Source organism: Marihabitans asiaticum (assembly GCF_007828725.1).
Taxonomy (GTDB): domain Bacteria; phylum Actinomycetota; class Actinomycetes; order Actinomycetales; family Dermatophilaceae; genus Marihabitans; species Marihabitans asiaticum.
Window position 1 is genome coordinate 380927 of sequence record NZ_VIUW01000002.1, and the last position, 16079, is coordinate 397005.

13 protein-coding genes and 2 pseudogenes are annotated in these 16079 nt (G+C 68.8%); 9 read left to right on the forward strand and 6 right to left on the reverse strand.

Features of this window, described 5'->3' with window-relative positions; genetic code table 11:
• Window positions 1-3 precede the first annotated feature (3 nt).
• Genes FB557_RS06385 through FB557_RS06405 form a run of 5 tightly spaced genes read left to right on the forward strand, consistent with a single transcriptional unit; the run spans window position 4 to window position 5609 of the window.
• The gene (locus tag FB557_RS06385) at window positions 4-567 is read left to right on the forward strand and encodes an NADH-quinone oxidoreductase subunit J (protein WP_007926994.1); all 564 of its coding nucleotides are present in this window, start codon (window positions 4-6) and stop codon (window positions 565-567) included.
• Window positions 564-866 (forward strand): NADH-quinone oxidoreductase subunit NuoK, encoded by a 303-nt coding sequence (locus tag FB557_RS06390; RefSeq protein ID WP_144856736.1) that lies wholly within the window; start codon window positions 564-566, stop codon window positions 864-866. Before FB557_RS06385 ends, FB557_RS06390 begins: the two co-directional genes overlap by 4 nt.
• On the forward strand, window positions 863-2683 hold the full coding sequence (locus FB557_RS06395) for a proton-conducting transporter transmembrane domain-containing protein (RefSeq protein ID WP_144856738.1): 1821 nt from the start codon (window positions 863-865) through the stop codon (window positions 2681-2683). Before FB557_RS06390 ends, FB557_RS06395 begins: the two co-directional genes overlap by 4 nt.
• A 2-nt stretch (window positions 2684-2685) precedes the next feature.
• Window positions 2686-4176: a complex I subunit 4 family protein gene (locus FB557_RS06400; protein WP_144856740.1), complete on the forward strand. Its 1491-nt coding sequence runs from the start codon at window positions 2686-2688 to the stop codon at window positions 4174-4176.
• Window positions 4177-4190: 14 nt separating this feature from the next.
• Window positions 4191-5609, forward strand: a complete 1419-nt coding sequence (locus tag FB557_RS06405; protein ID WP_246074503.1) for an NADH-quinone oxidoreductase subunit N — start codon at window positions 4191-4193, stop codon at window positions 5607-5609.
• Window positions 5610-5831: 222 nt separating this feature from the next.
• Here FB557_RS06405 and FB557_RS06410 read toward each other — a convergent pair.
• Window positions 5832-6985, reverse strand: a pseudogene (locus FB557_RS06410) (IS3 family transposase).
• Between the two features lie 61 nt (window positions 6986-7046).
• Window positions 7047-8309 (reverse strand): annotated as a pseudogene (locus FB557_RS06415) (IS3 family transposase).
• Between the two features lie 246 nt (window positions 8310-8555).
• Here FB557_RS06415 and FB557_RS06420 point away from each other — a divergent pair.
• The 3 genes from FB557_RS06420 (at window position 8556) to FB557_RS06430 (ending at window position 10796) form a co-directional block, all read left to right on the forward strand.
• On the forward strand, window positions 8556-9284 hold the full coding sequence (locus tag FB557_RS06420) for a class I SAM-dependent methyltransferase (RefSeq protein ID WP_144856742.1): 729 nt from the start codon (window positions 8556-8558) through the stop codon (window positions 9282-9284).
• 270 nt (window positions 9285-9554) lie between these two features.
• Window positions 9555-10172 carry a class I SAM-dependent methyltransferase gene (locus FB557_RS06425; RefSeq protein WP_174316830.1) on the forward strand — a complete coding sequence of 206 codons (618 nt, stop codon included), beginning with the start codon at window positions 9555-9557 and terminating at the stop codon, window positions 10170-10172.
• Window positions 10173-10238: 66 nt separating this feature from the next.
• Entirely contained in the window at window positions 10239-10796 is a 558-nt protein-coding gene (locus FB557_RS06430; RefSeq protein ID WP_144856744.1) for a methyltransferase family protein, read from the forward strand.
• 208 nt (window positions 10797-11004) lie between these two features.
• Here the strand turns inward: FB557_RS06430 and ccsB are convergent, their stop codons facing one another.
• From ccsB to FB557_RS06450, 4 genes are read right to left on the reverse strand one after another with little or no spacing between them, the layout of a single operon-like run.
• A complete protein-coding gene (gene ccsB, locus FB557_RS06435; RefSeq protein ID WP_144856747.1) occupies window positions 11005-12033 on the reverse strand; it encodes a c-type cytochrome biogenesis protein CcsB in 1029 nt (342 codons plus the stop codon).
• Window positions 12030-13679 carry a cytochrome c biogenesis protein ResB gene (resB, locus tag FB557_RS06440; protein ID WP_144856749.1) on the reverse strand — a complete coding sequence of 550 codons (1650 nt, stop codon included), beginning with the start codon at window positions 13677-13679 and terminating at the stop codon, window positions 12030-12032. The genes ccsB and resB overlap by 4 nt, the downstream gene beginning before the upstream one ends.
• Before the next feature lies 1 nt (window position 13680).
• Window positions 13681-14427, reverse strand: a complete 747-nt coding sequence (locus FB557_RS06445) for a cytochrome c biogenesis CcdA family protein (protein WP_144856751.1) — start codon at window positions 14425-14427, stop codon at window positions 13681-13683.
• Window positions 14424-15020 carry a TlpA family protein disulfide reductase gene (locus FB557_RS06450; RefSeq protein ID WP_144856753.1) on the reverse strand — a complete coding sequence of 199 codons (597 nt, stop codon included), beginning with the start codon at window positions 15018-15020 and terminating at the stop codon, window positions 14424-14426. Before FB557_RS06450 ends, FB557_RS06445 begins: the two co-directional genes overlap by 4 nt.
• A gap of 502 nt (window positions 15021-15522) precedes the next feature.
• Between FB557_RS06450 and FB557_RS06455 the strand changes: the two genes are divergently transcribed.
• Window positions 15523-16002 carry a signal peptidase II gene (locus tag FB557_RS06455; protein WP_006593163.1) on the forward strand — a complete coding sequence of 160 codons (480 nt, stop codon included), beginning with the start codon at window positions 15523-15525 and terminating at the stop codon, window positions 16000-16002.
• Window positions 16003-16079: the final 77 nt, after the last annotated feature.

Genomic DNA, 16079 nt, shown 5'->3' on the forward strand with positions numbered 1-16079 from the left:
GCCGTGCTGACCGGAGTGGCGTTCTGGGTGCTGGCCGTGGTGGCCGTGGCCGCGGGCGTGGCCGTGTTCGTGGTGGACTCCATGGCACGAGCCACGTACGCCCTGGCCCTGTCGTTCATCGCCGTGGGAGTGCAGATCCTCCTGCTGGAGCAGGGCTACCTGGGGCTCATCACGATCCTGATGATGGTGATGGAGATGGCGGTGATGGCCATCTACATGGTGATGTTCATGGGGATGAATCCCGCGCTGATGCCCATGGACATGACCCACGGGAAGAAGACGGCGATTGGTGCATCGGTCGGAGCCTTCGTGCTGCTGGCCAGTGGTGCGCTGCTCATCCCCTGGCCACAGCGCCGTGGCGCCGTTCCCGAGGATCTCACCCGCGCGCTCGGTCTGGAGATCATGGGCGAGAAGATGTTGGTCATGGCCGTGCTGGGTCCGGTCATGGTCGCGACCATCGTGGCCGGGGTGGTCCTGGCTGCCCACCGCAGCCGCTATGACCGGTTCGGCGATGATCTGCGCCGCCGCCCGGCCGACGATCCCCAGCCGGGGGGTGTGGGCCGGTGACCCTCGAGGCTGTGCTGGTGGTGGCTGCCGCCCTGTTCGCGGTGGGCCTGTATGGCGCCCTGTCCCAGCAGGTCGTGGTGATGGTGATGATGGGCTTGGAGCTGATGATCAACGGGGTGCTCCTGGCTGCCGCCGGGTTCTGGCTCTTCCTGGCCCCGGATCCGACCGGGCAGGTCTTGCTGCTGGTGGTGCTGGCCGCGATGACGGTGGAGATGGCCATGGGCTTCGCGGTGGCCACGCTGCTGCACCGACGGCGCCAGACGGACATGACCGACATGGCCGAAGAGCTGTCCGGATGAGCGGGCCCCCGGCCGTCCTGCTGGCGATGGTGGTGCTCCCGGCCACCGTGGGTTGCGTGCTCGCCCTCGCCCGCCCGCGCCGCGGTGCGGTACCGATCGCGCTGGTGACCTCAGGGCTCACGACTGTCTTGGCGTTCGCCGCTGCGCTGACTCGCCCGGCCGTGTCGTACCCCTTCGTCGTTGGTGCTGACTTCGCGCTGGACGTCGACGCTCTCGCGGCGCTGGTCGTGCCGATGATCGCCACCGTGACCTTCCTGGTCCTCGTCTTCTCGGCCGGGAACATTCGGGAGTCCCGGGGTCGCTTCCACGGGCTGATGCTCATCTTCGCGGCGGCCGCCCTGGTCACGGCGACCGCCGCCAGCATCCCGGCGCTGCTGTTCGCCTGGGAGGTGATGGGCGCGACTTCCTACGCCCTGATCGGCTTCTGGTGGCGAGATGTCGACCGTGTCTCAGCAGGCCTCACTGCCTTCATCACGACTCGCACGGCCGACCTGGGCCTCTACGTCGCCGCGGGCGCCGCCTTGGCCGGCGGGACGGGGATGGCCCTGGCCGACCTGCCGGCCGGGCAGGGGCCGTGGCGGGATGTCGCCGCCGCCGGGGTCGTGGTGGCGGCACTGGGCAAGGCAGCGCAGCTGCCCTTCTCCTTCTGGCTCTCCGGAGCAATGAAAGGACCCAGCCCGGTCAGCGCGCTGCTGCACTCCGCAGCGATGGTCGCCATGGGTGGCTACCTGCTGTTGCGCGTGGAGCCCCTGCTGGCCGCGACCGGGTGGGCCGGGCCGCTGACCGCGTGGGTCGGCGTGCTCACGGCGGTGCTCATGGGGCTCGTGGCGTTGGCACAGCGGGATCTCAAGCAGTTGTTGGCCGCTTCCACGGCCGCCCAGCTGGGCTTCGTGGTGCTCGCTGCCGGTGTCGGCGCGGTCGGTGGCGGCGCCGCCCACTTGGTGGCGCACGCCTCGGTCAAGGCCCTACTGTTCCTGGCCGCGGGCGCCTGGCTGACCGCGTTGGGGACCGAGGACCTTAGGCAACTGCGGGGCGTCGCCCGTCGGTGGCCGGTCGTGGGGGTGGCCGCGAGCGTGGCGGCGCTGGCTCTGGCCGGGATCGCACCGCTGTCCCTGTGGGCGACCAAGGATGCCGTGCTCACGGCCGCGCTCGAGTCATCCCCGTGGCTCTACGCCGCAGGGCTACTGGCCGCGGCATTGTCGGCTGCCTATGCCGGCAAGGCCCTGTGGGCGATCTGGCGGCGCGGCGCCCGCGCCGACGACACCGGCGGGGTCAGCACCCTGGAGCAGGCGCCGCTGGTCCTGCTCGCCGTGGGTGCAGCCGTACTGGGTGTGCTCGCCCTGCCCCCGATCAGTGGCATGCTCGCCGACGCATTGGGCGGTCACGGGCAGGTCCCAATCGTCGAGCTGGCCGTCTCTGCCGTGATCGCGGCGATCGTGCTGCTGCTGATGCTGCGACTGCGTACCCCCGCGCCGAGATGGGCTCGGCGGTGGCTGGGGCTGGAAGCGGCGGCGCAGGCCGTCGTGGTGCGCCCGTCCTTGACCGTGGCGCACGCTCTGGCGCGGTTCGACGACCACGTCCTGGACCGGGCCGTGAATGCCGTGGCCGGGTCGGTCCCCGTGCTGGCGCGGTCAGCTGCCCGCGTCGATGACCACGTGCTGGACCGGGCCGTGGTGGCCGTCGCCGGACGGGTCCGCCGACTCGGGCACCTGGCGCGGGCCCCGCAGACCGGCGCCATCCACCAGTACTTCCTCCAGACCGTGGCGGTACTGGCCGCCGGCGCCGTGGTCTGGTCCGTCTACGCCGTGATGGGTTGAGCATGCTGAGTCTGATCGTCTTCCTTCCCCTGGCCGTCGCCGTAGTCGTGGCTGCGGTTCCCTCGCTCGGCGCCGCGGCTGCGCGGTGGGCGTGGGTCGCGGTCAGCGCCGTGGAGCTGGTGCTCGTCGGCGTGCTCTGGGCCGGGTATGAGGATCCGGGACCGAACGGGTTGGCGTTCGAGGAGCAGGTGCCTTGGATCCCGGGGGTCGGCAGCAGCTACCACGTCGGCGTGGACGGGCTCTCGTTGCCGCTGGTGGCCATGACGGCGGTCGTCTTCCTCGCGTGCGCCGTCTACGCCCTTCGGGACGGTGAGCGGCCCCGCGCGCAGACGGCTCTGTTCCTGTTCCTGCAGGGCGTGAGTCTCGGGGTGTTCGTGGCTGCCGACCTCATCGTGTTCTTCGTCTTCTTCGATCTGTCCATCGTGGGCATGTACTTCGTGATCGCCGGCTGGGGTCACGGGAATGCCGCCCGGTCGGCACTGAAGTTCTTCCTCTACACCTTCCTGGGGTCCCTCGCCCTCCTGCTGGGCTTCATCGGCCTCTACGTGGCCTCGGACCCACACACCTTCGACATCCTCGAGCTCGTCGCGGCCACGCCGCTGGAGGACAACCCGCTGGCCGGCGGGCTGGTGTTGGCGGCGATCCTGGTGGGTCTGGCCGTGAAGACCCCCACCGTGCCCTTCCACACCTGGCTGCCCCCCGCCCACACCGACGCCCCGGCCACGGGCTCGGCGGTGCTGGCTGGTGTGCTGCTGAAGATGGGCACCTATGGCTTCGTGCGCATCGCCATGCCGATCCTGCCCGAGGCGTGGCGCGGGTGGGCCTGGGTGATCGTGGTGGTCGGCATCGTCTCCGTCCTGTACGGAGCGTTCGTGGCACTGGCCCAGACCAACCTCAAACGCATGATCGCCTACACCTCCGTAAACCACATGGGCTACATCATCCTCGCCCTGGGTGCGGTCGGCCTCATCGCCGGTGACACCGCCCAGGCCCGTTCGGTGGCAGTTACCGGCGCGGTCGTGCAGATGGTCAGCCATGGGCTGATCACCGCCGCGCTCTTCCTCCTGGCCGGGGTGATGCGCACCCGCGCCGGCACCTACGACATGGGCGCCTACGGTGGCCTGGCCACACCCGCGCCGCGTTTCGCGGCACTGTTCGCGATCGCGGCCTTCGCCTCCCTGGGCCTGCCCGGGCTGTCCGGGTTCATCGCTGAGTTCCAGATCTTTGCCGGCAGCATCGCCGTCGCTCCCGTCACCGCGATCGCTCTGCCGGGCATCCTGATCACCGCCGCCCTCTTCCTGTTAGCGCTGCAGCGAGTCTTCACCGGCCCCACGCAGGGCCAGTCGCCCGGGTTCGCGGACCTGCACGGTCGAGAGCTGTGGTCGGTTGGTCCATTGCTGGCCCTGTCCCTGCTCATCGGGGTGCTACCGCAGGTGCTGCTCGGGGTGATTGAGCCGGCTTCGGCCGCCCTCGTCGATCTGGTCGGCAGGTAACCGTGGACGCCTCGATGCAGATGCAACCGGCACTGCTACTCCCGGAGATATTCACCTTCCTCGGTGGCCTGGTCGTCCTGCTGGGCGGGTCCTTCCTCCCCCGGGACCGTCAGTGGATCGCCCGCGCCGTGGCCGCCCTCGCGCTGCTGGGTGCCGCGACCGCGGCGGCCTTGGCCATGGCGGGGCCCGCGCAGACCGCATTCTCGGGAACCTTTGCCGTGGACACCGCCACCGGCGCCGCCCGGGTGATCGCCGCACTGGCCACCCTGCTGGTCCTGGGCGTGGCCTCCGGGGAGATCGCCGACTCCCCGCGGGAGTCCGACACCTACGCGTTGCTGCTCTTCGCCACCACCGGGGTCATGGTCCTGGCCGGGACCACCGATCTGCTCGTGCTCATCGTCGGATTCCTGCTGGCCAGCATTCCCTTGTACGGGATCGTGGGCCTGACCGGCGGTCGCTCCGGGGCCGAGGCCGCCATGAAGACCTACCTCATGGGCGCGCTGTCCGGGATCCTGCTCATGCTCGGCGTCACCCTCCTCTACGCCCTGACCGGCGCCACCGACTACACCCAACTCAAGGACGAACTACCTGGCGCCCCGGCCGCAGCCGTGGGCGCAGGCGTGCTGTGCGTGCTCACCGGGCTGCTCTTCAAGGCCGGCGGAGCGCCCGTCCACTTCTGGATCCCCGACGCCGCACAAGGCACCGGCGTGACCGCCGCGACCTTCTTGACCACCGTGCCCAAGATCGGAGCACTGGTGGCCATCTACCGGTTCGTGGCCACGATCTCAGCCGGGAACGAGACATGGTTGATCGTCGCGGCAGTCCTGGCCACGGCCTCGATGCTCCAGGGCAACCTCGCCGCCTACTGGCAGCGTGATCCTCGCCGGCTGCTGGGCTGGTCAACCGTGGCCCAGGTCGGGTTCCTCCTCGTTCCTGTGGCCGCCGTCGGCCGCAGTGACCTTGCCCTGCCCTCGCTGCTGTTCTATCTCGCCGCCTACGCCCTGACCAACGTGGCCGCCTTCGCGGTCACCGCGGCCCTTCCCGAGCGCCGAGACCTGACCGCCTACCGCGGGCTGGTCCACGAACGCCCCGGGCTCGCACTCGCCCTGCTGGTCGCACTGCTCGGCCTAGTGGGCACCCCACCGACGGCCGTGTTCGTCGGCAAGCTCACCACCACCACCGCCGCTTGGGACGGTGGACACAGCTGGCTGGCCCTGCTCGTGATGCTCAACAGCCTGCTCAGCCTCTTCTACTACCTCCGCTGGTTCGGTCCCGTCTTCGCCCGCCCCACCCAGGAATCCGCGACCCGTCGCCGCACGGGCGGGGACGCCTGGGCTGCCGCCACCGCCGGTGTCGCCGCCACCGCGAGCCTGGCCCTCGGGGTCCTCGCAGACCCCCTGTGGACGGCCCTGGCGACGTCCCCACTGCTGTGATCGGGGCAGCTTGCGGTGCTGCGGCCATGATGGGCGACGACGAGCCAAGGAATGATGAGCCAATTGAACTGCTCAGCCCGCCCGGTAGCGGATCCCTGCGGTGATCGCGTGGCAACAACGAGCCGCGGCCCCGGTCCCTACCCGGGGGACTGGGGACTGCTGAAGATCTGGTTGTCACTTTGACGTGCCCTATGGCTTGGTTACCCGTTGGCGTCTGCAGTCTCAGGCGGTGACGGTGGTGGTTTCGGAGCGTAGTTCGTATTCGATCGGGGTGCGGTAGCCGATGCTGGAGTGGCGTCGTTGGCGGTTGTAGAAGATCTCGATGTACTCGAAGATCGCGTTGGCCAGCTCGACTCGCGTCTTCCACTTCTTGCGGTTCAGCAGCTCGATCTGCATCGAGGACCAGAACGATTCCATCATTGCGTTGTCGAAGCCGTCGCCGACACTGCCGAAGGACGGCATCAGGCCCGCGGCGCGGATCTTGTCGCCGAAGGCCCACGAGGTGAACTGGACTCCGTGGTCGGCGTGGACGATCCCACCCGGTGCGGGCCGGCGGTTGCGGATGGCCATATCGAGGGCGTTGATGACCAGGGCGCTGTCTTGTCGGGTGTCGATCGACCAGCCCACGATCCGGCGGCTGTAGGCGTCGAGGACGGCGGCACAGAAGACCTTGCCCTCGCGGGTCGGGTGTTCGGTGATGTCGGTGACCCACAGCTCGTTCGGGGCCAGGCGGTGGAACTTGCGGTTGACCAGGTCCTCGCTGGTCACGACACCACGCAGCCGCTTGACTCGCGCCGGCCCTGGTAGGCCGTAGATCCCGGCCTGGGTCATGAGCACCGAGATCAGCCGCGAGCTGACCTGGACGTTCATCGCCATCGTTAGCTCAGCGTGGATGCGGCGGTAGCCGTAGGTACCGCGCGAGGCGACGTGGACCTCGCGGATCAGGCCGGTCAGCCACTCGCGGCGCAGTTGCGTGGCCGAGGTCGGCCGGTTCTTGTAGCGGTAGTAGCCGGGGCTGGAGACACCCAGCACCCGACAGCACTTCTTGACCGGGATGCCGGCGTCGACGAGGCGGTCGATCACCGGATGAACCCTTTTGGGTGCGGCTTCTCCTCCGCCAGGAACTTCGAGGCCGCACGGATGATCGCTAGCTCAGTTTCGAGCTCACGGATCCGTTTGCGCGCCGCCCGGAGCTCCGCGGACTCGGCGGTGGAGACCCCGGGACGCTCCCCGCGGTCGATGCGGTCCTGGCGGACCCAGGTGTGCAGACACCCGGCGCTGATGCCGAGCTCGTAGGCGACCTGCTTGATCTGCTTGCCGGCACGAACGAGCGCCACGGCGCGCTGACGAAACTCTGGCGGGTAGGGACGAGGCATGATGCACAGCCTTCCAAGAAGGCCCTGGGCCTTACCCCCGGATCTTGGACACGGGGTGTGATTACGCGGCGGTTGGCAGCGTAGCGGCCCGGCGGGCCTCGTAGGTGGACGGGGAGAGGTAGCCGCACTAGCTGTGACGGCGGCGGGTGTTGTAGCGGACGAGCCATCTGAAGACCTGCCGGCGGCAGGTCAGCTCGTCGGGCCAGCAGGCGGTGTCTTGGAGGACCTCGCGCTTCATCGTGGCGTTGAACGACTCCGCGAGTGCGTTGTCGGCCGACGAGCCGAGGGCGCCCATCGACTGGGTGACGCCGAACTTCTTGCAGAGCTGGGCGTAGGCCTTGGAGCAGTAGACCGACCCGTGGTCGCTGTGGAAGATCGCGCCCTTGAGGCTGTCTCGGGTCGCGGCCGCGACGTTCAACGCTTCCTCGACGAGTTCGGCGCGCATGTGGTCGGCGATCGTCCAGCCGGCGAGCCGTCGGGAGTAGCAGTCGATCACGGCCGCCAGGTACAGGTTCGTCCCGTCCGCGAGCGGGAGGTAGGTGATGTCGCCGACGTAGCGCCGGTTGGGGCGCTCGGCGGTGAAGTCGCGCTGGAGCAGGTCGGGGTACTTCCGCCCCGACGGCTCGGGGATCGTGGTCCGCACCCGCCGCCTCTTCACATAGCCACGGATGCCCTCGGCCCGCATCACCCGCGCGACGCGCTTGTGGTTAACCCCGCTCACCGGCAGGGGTGTTGTCGTTGAGCTCGGCGGTGATCCGCGGCGCACCGCAAATGTTGTCCTCGGCGTGGACGGCCCTGATCCGCTCCGCGAGCTCGGCATCGGCCCGAGCTCGCTCTTCGCGTGCCGGGGCTGCCTTGAGCCAGGCGTAGTAGGAGGAGCGCTCGATCTCGACGAGCTCGCACAGTCGCTTCACCTCGAAGGTGGCGGAGTTGTCGGCGACGAACTGGAAGCGACTCACCAGCGCGTCTCCCCGGCGAAATACTTGGCCGCCCGCTGCAGGATCTCCCGCTCGGTGGTGAGCTTGGTGGTCTCGGCCCGCAGCGCCGCGTTCTCGGCCTCCAGTCGGTCGATCTTCTGCTCCGGCGTCTCACCTTCGGGCGCCGAGGAGTTCTTCCTCGACGGCCTGCACTGCAGTGGGCTGGAGGTCAACGTCCCGTCAGCAGCGGTCTTCTTGCCGGTCCCGTAGACCTCGAGCCAACCCCGCAGCGTGCCACGCACGATGCCGAGGTCCTCGGCGATGCCGCGGACCGTGGCACCCGGGGTGGACTCGTACAAGTCGACGGCCTGACGACGGAACTCCTCGGAATAGTTCTTCCTAGCCATGATTCTCGGATCATCTCGCTTCCCCAGCACCACGTGCTGGATTCAGCGTGTCCAAGAACCGGGGTCAGGCCCCAGGGCCGAGCCGACAGCACCCCTCTCCACCGGTACTGGACAGCCTGCGTATCAAGCCCGGGCGTATCGATCGGTCGATCCGCTCTCAACACGGCAGGTCCGGTCGTTGGGGCGATGTGTAGGAACGGCTCGTCCACGCCGACCGCGCCATCCGTACTGGCACACTGGCGCGCCATGACCTCCGAAACGCGGACCGCCGAGCAGCAACCGGACCACTACGACGCCTTCGCCGACGCGTACGCGAGGGCGAACGAGAACAGCCTGTTCAACAGGTGGTACGCCCGGCCGGCGGTCCTGGACCTGCTCGGTGACGTCGCCGGGCGTCGGATCTTAGACGCTGGCTGCGGGTCCGGGCCGCTCCTCGCCGACCTGAAGGAGCGGGGCGCGAGGGTGGCCGGGTTCGACGCGAGCACGGCGATGATCCGACTCGCCCGGGAGCGGCTCGGAGACGAGGTCGACCTGCAGGTGGCCGACCTGACCCAGTCGCTTCCGTACGACGAGGAGTCGTTCGACGACGCGTTGGCCGTGCTCGTGCTGCACTACCTCGAGGACTGGTCGCGGCCGCTGCTGGAGCTACGCCGGGTGCTGAAGCTCGGCGGTCGGCTGGTCGTGGTGGTCAACCACCCGGTCATCCCGCCGGTGATGTACCCGGAGGTGAACTACTTCGCGACCGTGCCGAACGAGGAGGAGTACGACTTCGACGGCGTCTCCGCGACACTAACGATCTGGTATCGGTCGCTGAGCGCAATGTCGGAGTCGTTCACCGCCGCAGGCTTTAGGATCTTGGCGATCAGCGAGCCGCCGGTGTCGCCCGATACGCCTCCTGAGCTGCTGCCGCCGAGCGAATCCGACCCCACCCGTTTTATCGGGTTCATCTTCTTCGCCCTCGAGGCCGTCGCCTAGGACGCCGTTACGACGACGCTCGGTGCTGCGTTTCCGCTGGTCAGAGCTGGGTTCAGTCCGGCCAGCGGGGCAGTGGGTCAGCCGCCCGCGATTGATTCATCCGATGTAATACGCAGACTAAAAAATGTCATAACGAATGTTGTCGGATCAGGATTCATTCTGGCTCAACGGCTACGGTGTCTGGGTCCGCTGCCCAGGTACTCGGCGATCTCCTCGACCGAGGCTTCGGCAACGAGGCAAGACCGAGGCCCAGGGAGGGCAGCTGTGCTGATGAACCGGATCGAGACGATGCTCGTCGACAGCCCACCCCGGGCGTGGCTGCAGCGTTCGTACGAACTGCCGCTGTTGGAGCGTCTGGGCGCCCGGATCGCCGGCCTGCGCGTGGTCGAGATCGGTTGTGGGCGCGGCGCCGGTGCCGAGCTGCTGCTGCAGCGGTGGGGCGCCGCGCATGTCACAGCGGTGGATCTGGACCCGGTGATGGTCCAGCGTGCCCGGCGGCGCTTGGCGCGGTTCGGGTCGCGGGTCGATGTGCGCGTCGGTGACGCATGCGCGCTGCCGGTCGCCGACGCGGCGGTGGATGCCGTCGTGGACTTCGCGGTGGTCCACCACGTCCCGGTCTGGCGCGAGGCGGTGGCCGAGGCGGTGCGGGTGCTGCGCCCGGGCGGGCAGCTTGTGTTTGAAGAGGTCACCCGCCACGCGTTGCAGCGCTGGTCCTACCGCACGTTCCTCGAGCACCCGAAGGTCGACCGGTTCAGCGCCGAGGAGTTCGTCGAGGCGCTGGGGGAGCTGGGTCTGTCGCTGCCGGTCCCTGCTGTGACACGGTTCTTCGGTGACTTCGTCCTCGGCGTCGCCGTCAAGCCGGCGGCCGCGAGCCCAGGTCCGCTGTGAGCGGCCATGCGATCCTCGGTCTGGCGCTGTTCGTCGTGTGGGCCTTGCTCGCCGGGGGTGGGTCGCATGGCCGTCCAGCGGCGGCGCACCGGTAACAGCGGATTCCGCTTCGCGGCCGCCGCGCGCGGCACCCGGCAGTGGTGGGCCAATCGCATCAGCGGTGCGGGTTCTCTCCTGGTCGGCGTCGCCGCACCGGTCGCAGACCTACTCGGGCTCGACCCGGTGGTGTCACCGCTGAGCTCGCCGGCCCTGCGCACTGCAGCGGCCGTGGTGGCCGCGTCAGGCATCTTCTGCACCTACGCTGCGCAGCTGGCCATGGGCACCGCCTGGCGCATCGGTGTCGACCCGACAGAACGCACCGAGCTGGTCACCTCCGGGCCTTTCGCGTTCGTCCGCAACCCGATCTTCACCACCGCTCTTATCACCTTCACCGGGCTCGCGTTGGCCTCCCCGAACCTTGTTGCCTTGGCGGGCCTGGTCCTGGTCTATGCGGGCATCCAGATGCAGGTCCGCGCCGTCGAGGAGCCGCACCTGCTGGCCACGCACGGGCGGGCCTATGCCGACTATGCCGCCCGCGTGGGGCGGTTCGTCCCCGGGATTGGACGCCTGCGTCCGACTTCTTGAGTTCCAGGTAGCCACGCTTTAGGCCCTGGTGCCCCAGGGACATGACGTCGCTGGAGGCCAGCGATTGCGGGATGGCGTTTCAGGTCGGGTCCGTCTTGGCCACGGGCGTCGGTCACTTGACGGCCATGATCTTGCTGGTAGTGGTCGGAGTCGACGTTCTTGGGGTTGCTGGCGTTCATCAGCCGCATTCACGGTGTAGCGGAAGGCGTCACGTGCTCACCCCCGAGTAGCTGTGCAGGCCGGTGATGAGCAGGTTGACGACGGTGTAGTTGAGGATGATGCAGAGCATGCCGAGGAGTGCCACGTAGGTGGCGTGTCGTTTGGTCCAGCCGCTGGTGGCGCGGGAGTGCAGGTAGGCGGCGTAGACGACCCAGATGATGAAGGTCCAGATCTCCTTGGGGTCCCAGCCCCAGTAGCGGCCCCAGGCCACCTCGGCCCAGATCGCGCCGGTGATGAGGGTGAACGTCCAGAGCGGGAAGGCGAAGATGTGGATCCCGTAGGTCATCGTCTCCAGTTTGTCTGCCTGGGGCAGGCCGGCCAGCCAACCCCGGATGCGGTTTCTCTTCTCGGCTGAGTCGCGGAGCAGGAAGGCGACGCCGAGGGCGGCACCGATGATGAACAGCGCCACGGACAGCGTGGCGAGGGTGACGTGGATGGACAGCCACATCGTGTTGTCCAGGGCGGGCATGAGTTGGGAGGCCTCGGTGTACCAGATCTTGCCCGCGCCAAGGACGGCCATGACTGGCAGCACGACGAAGGGACCGAGCCACAGCCGGTCGCGTTTCAGGCTCCACGTGGAGTAGACGATGAGGGCGAAGGATGCGGCGACGATCGCGAACTCGTACATGTTGCCCAGCGGCCAGCGTTGTACCGACACCCCGCGCAAGATCGTGCCGCCGACGACTCCGAAGGTCGCCAGCCAGGTGAGTTGCACCCCGATGATGCCCCAGCGGCGGGTGACCTCGGCGGGATGACTGACTGTTGGTGGCTCGACGGCGGTGGTGGTCGGCCCGGTTGGCTCCGGAGCGTCGATTTCGCGGCCGTCTCTGGCTTCCGTCTGAGAGTCGGTGCCGGCCCCAACGCGGACCCTCTCTGCGACTTTGACGGAGGCGGCGCGTTCCCTGGCGGTTCCGGTAACGGCCAGGTGTGCCGAGAAGGAGATGAGGGCCAGCGCGAGCACGGCCAGGCTGGCCCAGATGGCGATGTCGCTGGCCAGGGCCAGCTGTGGGTCGGTCATACCGTGTCCTTGTCTCGATGGTGGGTTTTAGGAGTATTGGTCCGGCCACCCGTGGTCCCGGTGATCCGGAGCAGGACGTCGTCGACGACGGCCTGGAGTCCGGGGTCGCTGCCCTTGGACTGGCCACCGATGCTCACTAGTGTCTGCATCGGACCATTGATGGGGTGTTCAGGGTTGATCCGTACGTAGATCCGGCGCCGCTTGATACCGAGCATCAGGGCCAGGCCGACGGTGGTGGCGATCGCGAAGCCAAGGGCGGGCATCCGGCCCGGGTCGTGCCGCGCCAGCAGCCCGGCCCAGCGGATTATGCCGTCGAACTCCACGGTGGTGCCGTCGGGTAGCTCGAAGTACTCGCCCGGGCGGATCAGCATCGCGACGGGGTTGCCCTCCTCGTCGGTGAGCTGGGTCATCTGGTCGGTGTCGATATTGAAGACCGACTGCGGGCGCCCGTCGGGGAACAGGTTTCCCTCGAATGCCGTCAGTGCCAGCACGGGGTCGACCAGGCCGGGGAAGGAGGACGTCATCCCCAGCTCGGGATCAATGCGCAGGGTCGGTAGGAAGCCGCCGACCAGGCCGAGGCCGGGGTCTCGCGCGGTGACCTTGATGGCGCCCTCGCTGGCGTAGTTGTTGTCCTGTGGGAGGAAGGTGACCGCGTCGGAGTAGAGGACTTCTCCGTCGGGGTCGCGGATGGTCACGATGGGGGCGTAGCCGTTGCCGAGCAGGAAGATGGAGTCTCCGGCCACGGAGATCGGGTGGTTGACTGCGAACTCCTGTTGCTCGGGTTCCTGGCCGGGGACCTCGACGGTGGCCAACCCGTCGAACCTGCGGGGTTGGCCGAACTGGGCGCCGTCGGCCTGGCTTTCGAAGGCTACGTCGAGTTTGTTGAGTTCCACGGTGAACGTGGGAATGTCTCCCTCATCGGCCAACGGGCTGAAGTTGAGCGTGTCGAAGGTGCCGGCAGTGGCCGTCCACGACTGCCCCTCCTGGATGATGATCTCCCCGCGCCAGCCGAACAGGTTACCGGCGGCGAAGGCGACGATCACGCCCAGCAGAGCCAGATGGAAGAGCAGGTTTCCGGTCTCCTTCAGGTACCCCTTCTCTCCGGTGACCCAGAGATCGCCGTCCTCGGCGTCGCGCAGCCGGTAGCCCTTCGCCTTCAGCGCCTCCCGGGCTGCGGCCAGGGCCTCGCGGCCGTCGGTGGCGACGGTTCCGTCGGCGCGGGCGGGCAGTCGGGTCAGACGCTGTGGTGCCGGCGGCGGCTGGGCTCGGATCGAACGCCAGTGTTGGCGCATCCGCGGGATGATGCAACCGACCAGGCTGATCATCAGCAGCAGATAGATCGAGGCGAACCATGGGGAGGAGAACACGTCGAAGAGGAGAACCCGGTCCAGCCAGGGCGCCAGGTCGGGGTTGTTCTCGAAGAAGGTGCGCACTTGGACCGGGTCTACGGAGCGCTGCGGGAATATTGAGCCGGGGAAGGCCGCGGCCGCCAGCAGCAGAAGCAGGTAGATGGCGGTGCGCATGCTGGTGAGTTGCCGCCAGGCCCAACGTGCCCAGCCGGCTGGTCCGAGGCGGGGGCCGCCCAAGGTGGTGCGGTCTTTGGGATAGGACGGCTCGATCCGTTCCGGTGTTCGCGTGCTGGCCATGTCAGATCACCGTGGTGAAGTTGTTGGTCAGTCGGGTCTGGACCCACGCCATGGCCTCGGCCCAGATGCCGGCGATCATGAGCAGGCCGAGGAGGACGAGCAGCCCGCCGCCGACGCGCTGCACGAGCAGGTAGTGGTCGCGCAGCCAGCGCGAGGCGCGGCTGGCCCAGCCCAGCCCGGCGGCGGCGAGCACGAACGGCACCCCCAGTCCCAGGCTGTATGCGGTGCCCAGCACCAGGGCGCGGCCCACCTGGTCGTCCCCCGGGAGGATCGAGGTGCCGAGCGTCTGGATCGCGGCGAGCGCCGGTCCGGTGCAGGCGCTGAATCCCAGGCCAAAGGCGACCCCGAGCAGCGGAGCCCCGGCGATCCCGGCGGCCGGTCGCCATCGCACCGAAACTGATGCTGTCGGCTGCAGCAGCATGACCAGGCCGAGGCCGAGGACGACCGCGCCGGACAGGCGCAGCAGCAGCCCCTGGTGCTGCGCCAGGGCCATGCCCAGGGAGGAGATGACCACGCTCATCGCCATGAAGACGGCCGAGAAACCCATAACGAACAGCAGCGCCCCGACCGTCGGGCGCCACCGCCCCGGCGCGTGAGCGCCCGACATGGGCGACGCCATTCCCGAGAGGTAACCGACATAGCCGGGGACCAGCGGTAGCACGCACGGCGAGGCGAACGAGACGAGACCTGCCAGCGCGGCGATCGCGGCGGCCAGCAGCAGCGGCCCGCTGAGAACGACCTCGCTCACCGGGCGGACTCACTCTTCAGCACGTCCTCGACCAGGCCGCGCAGCGTCGACGCCTCCACGGGTCCGCTGACCCGGGCGGCGAGGCGCCCCTGTCCGTCGAGGACCATCGTGGTCGGCGTCGCGACGGCCAGCCCCTGCAGCTGGGCGCGGGTGCGCCCGCCGTCGTCCTGGAGCGAGGGGTAGGACACGTCGTACTTCTGCTGGAAGGCCAGGGCGCTGGGTACCGAGTCACGGCTGTTGACCCCGATGAACTGCACCGGCTCACCCGCCTCGGCGAACTCGGTGGCCACCTCCTCCAGGTCCGGCGCCTCCTCCACGCACGGCCCGCACCACGACCCCCACACGTTGACCACCACGACCTCGCCCAGGTGGTCCTGCGAGGACCACGCCTCGTCTTCCAGGGTCGTCCCCTCCAGGGTGATGACGGTCTCGCGCTCCTCCGGCGCCAGCACCTGGATGGTGCCGTCACCGGCGACGTATCCCTTCTGGTCGCCCTGACGCATCTGGTCGTTGATCGTCGAGCCCTCGCCACCGCAGCCGGCCAGGACCACTGCTACGGCCGCGAGCAGGGCCAGGAGGTGCCCGTGGGTCACCGGAGCAGCCCGTCGAAGTCGCCGTGTGCCCCGTTTGCGAGCATGCCTCGCGAGCGCACGACCGAGATCGTCTGTCGGCGAGGCCGTCGACCGCTGGCCGGCTCGAGGGGGTCGGGGCGTCCTGCTCGTCCACCGCCTCGCTCCACCCGGGGTCGCCCTATGGTGCCCATGCCGCTTACCTTCCATCCGCTACCACTCTGCCTGCCGAACGCGATGGTTGAGGGTCGCCACGGTGGTGACGAGCCGGCCACACGGCCGCCCGTGCGACTCTACCCTTTGCTGACAGCAGCGTCACTCGCTACCATCGCCGCATGTCGATTCTAACCCCGCCCGGTGGGTCCCAGCTGACCCGCCAGGAGCTGGGGGCAACCAGAGGCGCTCCAACCGCCTTGCGGCGCGTGGCCCTCGAGCAGCAGGCGTGTCCGGTTCTGCCCCGGCCGATCCCCGCCAGCGGGTGTCAACGACCCCTGGTGGGCGTCGTGTGGGATGGACAGCAGCGTCCGTGACGAAACTGGCACCGCGTCGCGCCGTCCTGGTGGCCGGTGCCGCGGCGGTGGCGGTGACGGACCTGTTGGTCAAGGCGTGGGCTGAGAGCGCGCTGGAGGCGGGGCTGGCCCTGGGTCCGGTCGACCTCGTGCTGAGTCACAACCCGGGGGTGGCGTTCTCCCTCGGCGCTGACGCGCCGGCCGCACTGGTCGTCGCGCTCACCGGCCTGGTCATCGTCGCGATCGCCGTCGTGGCCTGGCGGGCCGCTCCGACGTGGGACTGTTGGCGGCTCGCCGCAGTGACGGCGATTCTTGGTGGTGGGTGCGGCAACTGGATCGATCGCTCCCTTGACGGTGTGGTGACCGACTATCTGCACAGCGGGTGGTGGCCCACGTTCAACCTGGCTGACACCGCGATCGTCACCGGGGTCGTCTTGCTGGCGCTGCTCGAGCTGCGCTCACCACGGCAGCCGGCCGGGACCGACACCAGTGGCTGACCGCGTGGCCACGTCGCCCGCCTGACCCACCACACACGACCGAAGGCATCACCCTGTGCTCACCTCAGTCCTGCAGG